The sequence below is a fragment of the Longimicrobiales bacterium genome, assembly GCA_028823235.1.
In the GTDB taxonomy this organism is placed as follows: Bacteria; Gemmatimonadota; Gemmatimonadetes; order Longimicrobiales; family Gaopeijiaceae; genus UBA2589.
This window is the reverse complement of sequence record JAPKBW010000001.1, coordinates 127868-139738: the sequence shown is the minus strand read 5'-3', so window position 1 is coordinate 139738 and position 11871 is coordinate 127868. Positions and strand designations below refer to the sequence as shown.

Below are 11871 nucleotides of genomic sequence, written 5' to 3'. Positions count from 1 at the left end.
TTGGAAGATCGGGAGTGGCTCAGCCAGCTGGTGCGGATCACCACTGACGAGCTTCCGCTTACGAACTTGCGGAAGAAGTGCACGGACAGAGAGCGACTGAGGCCGACCTCGAGAGTCTGGTGGGAATCCCACTCACGTCACATTTTCGAAAGGCAAGAGGTGTTCACGGGCTTCGGGCTGAGCGGCGCCGTTTCTCGTGATCGGGCCATGGAGTGACTTGAGGACGGAATGAACGTTTTTCATACGGGAATGTTGGCGGTCGCAGTGCTGTTAGTCGGCTTGGCGAACCACGCAGGGGAACGCCGGGTCGAGGCACGTGATCCGGTGCGCGAAATTGCCAGCTCGGTCCTCCACGAGGGTGCGCTCGATGAGACCCTGAACGAGGTCATCGAGGAGTATTGCGTTCGGTGTCACAATGAACGGCGACTCCGCGGAGATTTGTCGCTCGAGGGGTTCGATGTCGGATCGCCCCAAGGTGACGCGGAGGTCGCCGAAAAGATCATCCATAAGCTCCGTGCCGGGATGATGCCTCCGGCAGGTGTGCGTCGTCCTCCGGAGGACAGCTTGGCGCTGCTTGCCGCCAGTCTCGAAGACCGACTGGACGAGCTCGCCCGCCGTGACCCCAATCCGGGCCGCCGCACGTTCCAGCGACTCAATCGGGCGGAGTATGAAGCCTCGATCAGGGATCTTTTTGCCCTGGATATTGACGCTTCTGCCTATCTCCCGACCGAGACGCTGAGCGACAATTTCGACAACATTGCCGACACGCAAATTCTCTCCGCGACTTTGCTTGAGAGCTATATGCGTGCCGCTGCTCAGGTCAGCCGTGATGCCGTCGGCGATGCCGCTGCCTCACCCGCTACCACGGTCTACAAGATTCCAAAGACGGTCTCCCAGGTGGGGCACGTAGAAGGCACGCCGATGGGCACGCGTGGCGGAATCTCGGTGACGCATAACTTCCCGGCTGACGGTGAGTACATCTTTGAGCTCGACCTTCACGGCAGCCCCGACGGACAGCTCTTCGGGATGACGGCAGGAATCGAGGAGATGGAGATAGCGGTCAATGGCGAGCGCGTGGCTGTGCTCGAGATCGATCGATTCATGTCGGAAGGGGATGCCACAGGCCTGCGCGTCGAGACTCCGGCGATCCACCTTCGAGCTGGCCCTCAGCACATCTCGGCTGCGTTCCTGCAGGTGCGTGAAGGCCCGGTCACGGACCTGATTACCCCGCTGGATTTCACACTGGCCGATCCGAACATGGGCGTGGGGTACGGAGTCACGACGGTCCCGCACCTCAGAGACTTGTCGATCAGCGGCCCGTTCACCGTAACGGGTGTCTCCGACACGCCGGCCAGGCAGAGGGTCTTCAGCTGCCGACCCACCTCGGCAGACGAAGAAGAGCCGTGTGCCGAAGAGATCATCTCGAGCATCGCGGAGCAGGCGTTTCGCCGTCCGTTAGACGGTCCGGAAATTCCGGAGCTGATGTTCTTCTTTGCAGAAGGACGAGAGCAGGGTGGCTTCGAGATCGGGATTCGGAACGCGATCTGGGCCATCCTTGCCAGCCCTCGATTCATCTTCCGGCTGGAGCAGGCCCCGGATCGCGTTGAGCCTGGTGAGGTCTATGATCTTGCCGATGCCGACCTGGCTTCGCGCCTGTCGTTCTTTCTGTGGGCGACACCACCTGACGAAGAGCTGCTTCGGCTCGCGCGAAACGGTGACTTGGCTGACGACGACGAACTCGAGCGCCAGACCCGCCGGATGCTCACTGATCCTCGCGCGGAGTCTCTGGCCACACGCTTTGCGTCTCAGTGGCTCCGACTTCAGGATCTCGAGAAGATCAATCCGGACGCACAGCTCTATCCGTACTTCAACTACCAGCTGAAGTCGGCGATGGATCGTGAAACCGAATTGCTCTTCCACACCATCGTTCAGGAAGATCGGAGCGTGCTTGAGCTCCTCACTGCGGACTACACCTTCGTCAACGAACAGCTCGCGGAGCACTACGGCATTCCCGGGGTGACCGGGCCCGCGTTCCAGCGGGTCGACCTAGTCGACGAGAACCGTCGTGGGCTGCTTGGACATGGAAGCATTCTGATGATGACGTCGCATGGAAACCGGACTTCGCCGGTCATGCGGGGCAAATGGGTGATGGAGGTGTTGCTGGGCAGCCCACCACCACCGCCGCCGCCCGCAGTGCCGACGCTCGATGAGACGGCTGCTACCGAGGGCTCGCGCCAGTTGTCGACGCGCGAACGGATGGAAAGCCATCGGGCCAACCCGGCGTGCACCTCATGCCATCGGGTCATCGACCCAATTGGACTGGCCCTCGACAACTTTGACGTGACGGGCGCCTGGCGGATCAAGGAGAACATGAACCCCATCGATCCGAGTGGTGAGTTGTACGACGGCACCCCGATCGACGGGCCGGCAGGGCTGCGAAACACGATTCTGAAACGGCCGACCGTGTTCAGGAGGACGCTCGCCAAGAACCTGATGGCGTACGCGCTGGGTCGACGGGTGGAGTACTACGACATGCCCACGATTCGGGCGATGGAGCGGGAGGCGGCCGACAATGGAGATCGGATATCTCACTACATCCTGGGTGTCGTACAGAGCCCGGCCTTCCGGATGAGCCGTGCCGCACCGGTGGCCGATGACGGTGTCGAACAACAAGAAGACTGGGCCGAGCATCAAGGCAGTAACGAGAACTAGATCAGCGCAGATCCGAAACAAGAGATCGAAACGATGTTTTTGACAAAGAAGTACATCGAACGCCGCACGTTCCTACGCGGGATGGGTGCGAGTGTAGCGCTTCCGTTCCTCGATGCGATGATGCCTGTCGGGCGAATGACGGCGGCAAAGGCTGCCGAAGTCGATGCGACACGGTTCGTCGGGATCGAGATGGTCCATGGGGCGGCCGGGTGCAACGAGTGGGGCATGACGCAGAATCTCTGGTCGCCCGCTGATGTCGGTCGAAATTTCGATCTCACACCGAGTGCCCTCTATCCGCTCGACACGTACCGAGAATACCTGACGATCGTGAGCAACACGGATGTCGTCGGGGCCGAGGCAGAACTTCCCCGCGAGATCGGGGGCGACCACTTCCGATCCAGTGCCGTATTTCTTACCCAGGCCCATCCCAAGCAGACGGAAGGCTCGGACGTCCGGGTCGCCACGTCGCTCGACCAGGTGTATGCACAGCGCTTCGGGCAGGACACCCCGATTCCTTCTCTTCAGCTGTGTATCGAGAACGTCGATCAGGCGGGCGGCTGTGCGTACGGATACGCCTGTGTCTACACCGACACCGTGAGCTGGGCCGGCGAGTCCGAGCCGCTTCCGATGATCCGGGACCCCCGTGTCGCCTTCGATCAGCTGTTCGGACGGGGTGCGACAGCTGAGGAGCGCGCCCAGCGTCGCCGGACCGAGAGCAGCATCCTCGATTGGGTGCAGCGAGACCTGGCATCGCTCAATCGCACTCTGGGGACGAGCGATCGACAGAGGATGGATCGCTACGTCACGAACATTCGAGAGATCGAGCGGCGTATTCAAACGATCGAAGCCCGCAACATGAGTGGCGAAGAGCGAGAGCTGGCCCAAGCCCCCGCAGGTGTGCCGGACGATTACGGAGACCACGTCCGGCTGATGTTCGACCTGCAGGCGATGGCGTTCGCGTCGGACATGACACGCGTCATCACGTTCAAGATGAGCCGTGACGTCTCGGGTCGCGTATTCCCCGAGTCCGGCGTGACGTCCGGCTTCCACGCAGCTTCGCATCACGGCGGCAACGAGGAGCGGGTGCTCGAGTTCAACAAGATCAACGCCTACCACATGAGCCTCCTCCCATACTTCCTCGAGAAGCTCGAGGGGATGGTCGAAGGGGACACGCACCTGCTCGACAAGACGTTGATCGTGTGTGGCTCCCCGATGGGCGACCCGAATCTTCACAACCACAAGCGTTGCCCGCTCTTCTTGGCGGGTGGTGCGAATGGAAGGCTGGCCAAGGGTGGCATGCACCTCATGGCGCCGGACGGGACCCCAATGGCCAACGTCCTGCTCAGCACGATGCACATGCTGGGGATGAACGATGTGGACAGCTTCGGAAACAGCACGGAGCCCTTCTCATTCACGGCACCTCCGGCGTCATCGGAGGCCGGCCTCCGATGATGAAGATGCCGGCACTTCTCTTCGCACTTTTTATGCTGGGTGCCAACGCGGAAGCACCTGTTGCCGACGCGGCGCAGCGAGGGGACGCGGACGTAGTGCGGCAGCTCCTGAGAAACGGGGCCGACGTAAATGCTGCCCAGGGCGATGGCATGAGCGCCCTCCATTGGGCGGCGATGAATGGTCGGCCGGACATTGTCGGAGTCCTGCTTTACGCCGGTGCCAACCCTGAGTCCACCACCAGACTGGGTGGCTATACGGCTCTCCATCTTGCGAGCCGCGCTGGCCAGGCTGGGGCCATCGAACGATTGCTCGAGGGGAAGGCCAATGCTGGCGCCGTGACCGCCACGGGTGTGACCGCTCTCCATTTCGCGGCCGCGGCGGGCAGGCCTGGTGCCGTTGAGGCACTCGTCCAGTACGGTGCCGAGGTCGACGCGCCTACCACCGCGGATGCGCAGACGCCACTGATGTGGGCCACAGCTTTCAATCGACTCGAGACGATGAAGGCTCTGCTCGAAGCGAGTGCTGATGTCTCGCTGACCAGTGCCGTGGTGGACTACGTCGCCATCTCTTCCGGGGACCGACCGGCTCGACGTGCTCGGCAGGAACTCGTGACCGCTCGCCGGAACGCCGAGCAGGCCGGGGTCCCTGACGCCGAGGTGGAAGAGGCTGTCGATCCGTCGCGCCTTCGCGCGGGACCGCTGGAAGAAGAAGAGGAGGTGGCCCGGCCGGCTGAGGAGTCTGCGGCCGAGGAAGCGGAGCCTGCGGAATCTTCCGCCGAGGGGGAAGCCTCGGCAGAAGAAGCTGCCGGCGAAGGGGCCCCCGAGGATGAGGCTGAGCCCGAAACGTCGCCTGATGAAGCAACCCAGTCGGCTCCGGATTCGACCGAGGCCGAGGGTGAGCCAGGGATACCGCCAGTCGTCCCGGTTCCGGCCGAGCGCGCACTCGGTTATAACGACCTGGTTGGCATGGAGGGTGGCTTCACGGCGCTCCATTTCGCGTCGAGAGACGGGCGTGTCGAGGCGGCCGATCTTCTGCTGGGATACGGAGCAGAACTGGATCAGCCTACCGCAGGTGATGCTACGACACCGCTCCTCATGGCGACGATCAACGGGAACTTCGATCTCGCGATGGATTTTCTCGCGGCGGGTGCAGACCCGAACAGAGTCGCTGAGGATGGCTCTGCGGCGCTGTTCACGGTGCTCAACCGCCGCTGGGGCCCAAAGGCCGCCTATCCGCAGCCCTCGGCGTTCCAGCAGCAGGAAACGGATTATCTCGACCTCATGATAGCACTCATGGAGGCCGGGGCGGATATCAATCACCAGACTGAGCGTCATATCTGGTATACGTCGTTCAATTTCGATCAGCTCGGAGTGGGCTTCTCGGGCGCGACTGCGTTCTGGCGAGCGGCGTACGCCACCGACCTCGAGGCCATGAGGTTGCTGGTCGCGTGGGGAGCGGATGCAACGCTACCTACTCGAAAGGTCCCCTCGCGACGCTTCAGGCGCGGTGGCGGTGAGGACAGTTCTGATCTCGAACCGGTGCCGACCGGTGGACCGGCCGTGTATCCGATCCACGCTGCATCGGGCGTCGGGTACGGTGAGGGCTTCGCGGCCAATTCCCACGCACACGCACCGGACAGCTGGCTGCCTGCCGTTCAGTATCTGTTTGAAGAGCACGGAGCCGACGTGAACGCCCGTGACCACAACGGTTACTCGCCGGTGCACCACGCTGCCGCGCGTGGCGACAACGAGCTCATTGAGTATCTCGTCTCGCAGGGGGCAGACGTGACTTATATCAGCCGCCGTGGCGAGACCACGGTCGATATGGCGAACGGCCCTCGGCAGCGCGTTCAGCCCTTCCCTGAGACGATCGCTCTTCTGGAAAGCCTCGGGGCCATGAATAACGACAACTGCCAGAGCTGCTAGGGCCTCAACTAGCGGGTCGGCGGCGATCGTACCGATGTCGAGGGAAGGGGCACGACAGGGTTCGGCTTCGGACTTTCGCCGAGACGCTCAGTCTTGTGGCGCGACAACCGATTCAAGTTCGAGCCGCACTTCGAGTGCGAAGACGACCGCGACGAGACCGAAGGCTTAGTCGGTAACGCTGCATGTGAACGGGCCTCCTTGTTGATGCCCATTCTAGTCGCGGTCCAGCGGCCCCTCATCGGGAGCAGGCTCTACGATGATCGGCCGACTGGTGATCACGGGGGTTCTGCCCGACAGGTTGAGTTGCAGGTGCAGTGTGTATTCACCCGGCTCCAGGTCGGGTAGCGTCAGCTCGATCGATCGAAATGCCGCCTGGACCTGATCCGGCCCCGTGTCTTCGAACGTGATCTCGATGGCGCGTTCTGGTTCGATCACGCTGAGAAAGTCGCCAACATGTTCGAGGAATTCAGGCCGGCCCTGGCTGAACCCGATCGTCACCTGAACCGGCTCGGCGATTCGCAGTCCGTAGACTTCCCATACAACGGGAAAGCGTTCGCCCGGAATCAGTCGCACGCCGGGGCGTACATTTGGAATTGCTTCGTCCATCGTCTCCGGCAGAGGCACGCCCGACCGGAGGATCATGAGGTCGGAAACGTCGACCAGCCCCGGCTCCAGAGGGCGCTGCACCACTCCCTGGCGAGCGCGCCAGGCCTGTCTGTCCTGGAGGTTCACAACCTCCAGGCCGCTGACGTAGCTACCGGGACGGACGTTCATGGTCATGACGCCCTCGGCCTCACGCCCTCGCGCGTACAGCGGGGCACGCCCGTCCAGCGGAACCATGAACATGCCTGTGGAGGGCGGGCCGCTTACTCCCCCCTCCGGACTCCAAGCCGAGACGATGCGGCCTTCTCCCCCCATATCGACGAATGTGGGCCGATACGCCCCGACAATGAGCATCTGTCCATCGCGACGGAAACGCCCGACCTGGGTCTCCAGCGCGCGAAGGTCGGGAGCGTAGGGCGGAGCATACCAGGTGCGGGCCTCACGCGGCGCTGTGATCCAGCTTTCAGGCGGGATGGCGGCCGGTGACTCCAGGAAGTCTTCTGGAAAGAGGTATCCGCGGCTCATGGGATGGTGATGCCCAAGCATCCGCCGGGTGTCGTTGAAGCGACCGCTCAGCATTCGCGAGGGATTGTGCGTCCGACTGTACCCCGTGTTGCGGCCGTATCGAACCAGCGTCTCCTTGAGGTCGTCGTCCCATTCGAGTCCGAGCGGATCAACTGCGTCAGACCGGTTTCTTGCCACCACCAGACGGGCAAAGTGGTCCGTCAGTCGGTCGTTCCCTTCGAAAAGGAACAGTGGGTCGGACAGCAGCCACAGCAGCTCGAACCGTGCCTCCCGTTCCTCGGCCGAGCCCGCGTTGAAATCCTTTTCGGCATCTTCTGTGAAGATGTACTCGGGTGTCGTCCAGCGATGACGTTCCTCCTCGGGCATCGAGGCAAGTGCCTCGCGGAAGGCTTCCTCTGATTCGAGGTACTTCGTCCGCATGTGCAGCGCGTAGCCCTCGAGTGCCGAGCACCACCACTCTTCGGCGATGCCACAGACTTCGGCTACCCGTATGCCTTCGTCCACGTTTTGGCCTTCCACCAGGTAGTGGACGAGTTGCCCGATGATCCATGGGTCAGGCACCATCGCCAGACCATCGGAGAGGTCGCGAATGAACTGAACGCGCGCCTGACGGACCTCGCGGAATTCGGCGGGAAAGTTCTCTTCCACTCCGCCGAACCAGATGCAGATCCGCCCAATCCTTTCGTCGCACAGACCACCGTTCCGCTCCATCTCGACGGGAGTGCGGCTCTCTCGGAAACGTTCAAAGTCCTCTTGGAGGTCGTGCAGCTCTTCGAGCACCTTCTCCGGGTCGATCGACTCATCCTGAGCCGTTGCATAGGCCGGCCAGGCGAGCAGAGACAGTGCCGTCGCGAGCATCGCGGATCGAATGAATTCGTGGCGGCGCTTGGGCATCGGCAAGTGGGCGGAAGAGACCGGCATGGAACACAACCTTTATAAGGTTCGATACCCCCGCAATCGCACGCTCGGTCCGGTTGATGCTCGAGCGGCGCGGTCGCGCAGTACCGTTGGGTTCCCTACGTTCTCAGTAGAAAAAATGACCCTCTGTAGCCGAGATTTCCCATGCGTCTATCCTGTGCGTCTGTCGCACTCGCCGCTCTCTCTGCCACGCTTTCGCCCTTGTCCGCGCAAGAGACCGACGAGCTTCGCTGGACACCTGAGCAGAGCATGCAGTTCGATGTGATTCAGCAGACGGCGATCGCCCCCGATGGATCTCGCATCGCGTATGTCGTGCGCGTGCCCTTGATAGAAGGTGAGCAGTCTGAATATCTGAGTCATATCTGGCTTGCGAACGCCGATGGATCTGGGGTCGCGCAGTTCACGCGGGGAGAGAATTCGGCGAGGAATCCGGCGTTTTCTCCGAACGGCGAATGGCTGGCGTTCACCACGGTTCGAAACGGTGGAGACGAGGAAGGTGCGCGAAACCAGATCTGGGCAATCTCTGTCCACGGCGGAGAGGCGTTTCCCGTCACGAGCGCAGAGGCCGGTGCAGGCAGCTACCAGTGGTCTCCGTCTGGGGACCGAATCGCCTATTTGATGCGTGACCCAGACACCGAAGAAGAAAAAACGGCCCGACGTGAGAAGCGGGATCCGATCTTCGTCGATCAGAATTTCAAGTTTAATCACATCTACTCGGTCGCGTTCGATCCCGAGGGTGCTGAGCTTGCCGAGGCCATCCGCCACACGGAAGGGGCGTTCCACGTGGCGAGTTTCGATTGGTCACCAGATGGCTGGACGTTTGCGTTCGGGCACCAGGCTGATCCACGTCTGGATGAGGGCGCTCGTGCGTCGGATATCTCGACGGCTCCGGCGGACGGAAGCCTTCAGGCAACAGCCCTCGTGACGATGGGTGGTACGGACAGCAGTCCCCGGTACTCCCCGGACGGAAGCTGGGTCGCCTTTATGTCGTCCGGGGTTGAAGCGCAGAGGGTAGGGCTCAACGATGTCTACGTCGTGGCCGCAGGTGGTGGAGAGCCGAGAAAATTGGCGGAGAGTCATGACCGCAGTGGTGGCCTGATCGACTGGGCCCGTGATGGATCGTCGGTTCTCGTGCTGGAGGCCCGCGGCACGACTCGGCACCTCACCGCGTTGCCCGCAGATGGGGGCGGTGCGCGCCAACTTACTCACGGGGCCGGTGTCATGGGTGCAGCGTCCTTCGCAGCAGGCGCGGACGCCATGGCGTTCTCCTGGCAAACGGTCGACACGCCAGCCGATGTTCACGTCTCGTCCGTCGGGGCGTTCGAACCCAGCCAGGTCACGGACATTCACGCTGGCCTCGAGATGCCCGTGCTCGGCCGCACCGAGTTGCTCACCTGGAGGTCACCCGATGGGCGCTTCGACATCGAAGGCCTCCTTACCTATCCGGTGGACTACGATCCGAGCCGGAGCTATCCGCTTATCCTCAACGTGCATGGCGGTCCATCCGGCGTGTTCTCTCAGTCGTTCACCGGGAGCGCCTCCACGTACAACATCCAGTACTTCGCTCAGGAGGGATACGCGGTGCTTCGTCCTAACCCTCGGGGCAGCACCGGTTACGGCCGCGACTTCCGCTTCGCCAACGTGCGCGACTGGGGTTATGGCGATATGGACGACCTCATGGCCGGGGTGGACGAAGCGATTGACATGGGCGTGGCGCACCCCGATTCCCTGCTTCTCATGGGATGGAGTTATGGCGGATACATGACGTCGTTTGCCGTTACGCGGACCGATCGATTCAAAGCTGCGAGTATGGGTGCCGGGCTCCCGAACCTTGTCAGCATGGTGACAACGACGGACATCGGCGAGTACATCGTCGCGCACATGGACGGTGTGGAGTTCTGGGAGGACTACGAGGGATATGAGCGGCATTCGGCCATGTACCGCATCGCCAACGTGACAACGCCGACACAGGTCATCCATGGTGAGAATGATCTTCGCGTTCCGTTCGCCCAGGGACAGGAATTCTATCGGGCACTTGGTCGTCTCGGGGTGGCGACGGAGATGATCGTCCTGCCGAGGACTCCGCACGGGCCACAGGAACCGAAGCTGCAGATGGAAGTGTCCAAGGTCATCATGAAGTGGTTCGATGAACATTTGCGACCAGACCGGCCGCGGGTGACGACGGAGGATCCCGGCGGTCCCTGAACTCATGAGCGCGCTCGCGCGCATGGTGCCAGCGGGACGAGCCTGGAGGGTGTCTCCGGTTGCGGCTCTACGCGGGGAGCAGGTTGTCCCGAAGGTGTTTTCCGAGCCGTAGGACCTCATCGAGCAGGAAGTCGATGTCTTTCGGCGTTGTCCGGAAGTTCACGATGCACACTCGGAGCGAGTATCGACCGTCGAGGTACGTCGGAGACATGTAGGCTGCCCCCTCGCGGACGATCGTTTCCAGGATCGTCCGATTCAACTCGTCTGTCTCTGCGTCCGATAGATCGGGCGGCCGGAACCGGAAGCAACTGATGCTCAGCTCCGAGCCCAGTGGCTCGAGGTCCGGCTCTGCCTCGACCCGTGCGTCGAGAGCGGTGCGAAGGTCGATGTCGTGATCGATCGCCGCAGTGATGCCATCCGCTCCTCTCGCCTTCAGAATGGACCACACCTTGAGCCCTCGGAATCGGCGCGTCATCTCGATGCCCTGATCAAAGAATGCGAAGCGTTCGATCGAGTCAGTCTGGGTGACCTTGGTGTATTCGCTTTCCCAAGCGAAAGCCTGATGATTCCAGTCTGCATCGCGCACCAGAAGGCAGCCGACGTCGACGGGCGCGAAGAGCCATTTGTGAGGGTCCAGCGACAGAGAGTCTGCACGTGCAAAGGCGGATCGCATCCACTCGTAGCGCGACGTCGCTGCGGCCGGAGCACCGTAGGCGCCGTCGACGTGGAACCAGATGTCCTCTGAGCCGCACACGTCAGCGATCGTGTCGAGAGGGTCAATCGCCCCCGTGTTCGCCGTTCCTGCTGAGGCGCACACCGCGACCGGGACTAGGCCCTGTGCTCGATCTTTCCGGATCTGCTTCTGGAGTTCGTCCGGCCGCATCCGTCGGTGTTCATCGAAGTCGATCAGCCGGATCTGACTCTCCGGTAGCCCGAGTACTCGCCCTGCCTTACGCATCGATACATGAGCTTCGCGACTCATGTAGATTGTCTGCCTGTGGCGAGGTGCGTCGGCCAGGTCGGCCCGGTGAGCCGCGGAAGCCAGAGCGTGAAAGTTGGCCGCGGATCCGCCACTGGTTAGAAGTCCACTCCCACTCCCAGCGAAGCCGACCAGCTCATCGAGCCAGCGCAGAACGAGGCGCTCGACCTCCGTTGCCCCGGGTGCTGACCGCCATGCAGTGAGGCCCTGGTTCATGGCCGAGGCCATCGCGTCGGCCAAAATACCAATCGGATCGGGTGACGTGACTACGTACCCGAAAAATCGTGGATGTCCGTTGTGACGACAGTGTGGAAGAATCTTCTCGGTCCAGGCGCTCACCACTTCGTCGATTGGGACTCCGGCTCGAGGCAGAGGCTCGTCGAAGAGTGCCCGGATCTCACTTCCAGGAGCCTGCGCTAGAATAGGATCTTCCTGACCTCGTTCTACCGACTCCCACATAGCGTCGAGAACATGGCGACCAATGCGCTCGAATTCCTCTCGAGTAAGGTCGAAGCCAACCGGAGGCTTGGCTGGCATATCGGCCATCCGCGG

Annotated in this window: 6 protein-coding genes; 4 read left to right on the top strand and 2 right to left on the bottom strand. The window is 62.1% G+C overall.

What is annotated here, in order from left to right; genetic code table 11:
- The first annotated feature begins 228 nt into the window (after window positions 1–228).
- The 3 genes from OSA81_00520 to OSA81_00510 are packed head-to-tail and all read left to right on the top strand — an operon-like array spanning window position 229 to window position 6089.
- The gene (locus tag OSA81_00520; GenBank protein MDE0897474.1) at window positions 229–2712 is read left to right on the top strand and encodes a DUF1592 domain-containing protein; all 2484 of its coding nucleotides are present in this window, start codon (window positions 229–231) and stop codon (window positions 2710–2712) included.
- A gap of 33 nt (window positions 2713–2745) precedes the next feature.
- A complete protein-coding gene (locus tag OSA81_00515) occupies window positions 2746–4164 on the top strand; it encodes a DUF1552 domain-containing protein (GenBank protein ID MDE0897473.1) in 1419 nt (472 codons plus the stop codon).
- On the top strand, window positions 4161–6089 hold the full coding sequence (locus OSA81_00510) for an ankyrin repeat domain-containing protein (protein MDE0897472.1): 1929 nt from the start codon (window positions 4161–4163) through the stop codon (window positions 6087–6089). The genes OSA81_00515 and OSA81_00510 overlap by 4 nt, the downstream gene beginning before the upstream one ends.
- A 213-nt stretch (window positions 6090–6302) precedes the next feature.
- Here the strand turns inward: OSA81_00510 and OSA81_00505 are convergent, their stop codons facing one another.
- Complete coding sequence (locus tag OSA81_00505; GenBank protein MDE0897471.1) at window positions 6303–8111, bottom strand: hypothetical protein; 1809 nt, start codon at window positions 8109–8111, stop codon at window positions 6303–6305.
- A gap of 168 nt (window positions 8112–8279) precedes the next feature.
- Between OSA81_00505 and OSA81_00500 the strand changes: the two genes are divergently transcribed.
- Window positions 8280–10340: a S9 family peptidase gene (locus OSA81_00500; protein MDE0897470.1), complete on the top strand. Its 2061-nt coding sequence runs from the start codon at window positions 8280–8282 to the stop codon at window positions 10338–10340.
- Between the two features lie 67 nt (window positions 10341–10407).
- On the opposite strand, the gene OSA81_00495 is transcribed toward OSA81_00500, so the two are convergent.
- On the bottom strand, window positions 10408–11856 hold the full coding sequence (locus tag OSA81_00495) for an aminotransferase class V-fold PLP-dependent enzyme (protein ID MDE0897469.1): 1449 nt from the start codon (window positions 11854–11856) through the stop codon (window positions 10408–10410).
- Window positions 11857–11871: the final 15 nt, after the last annotated feature.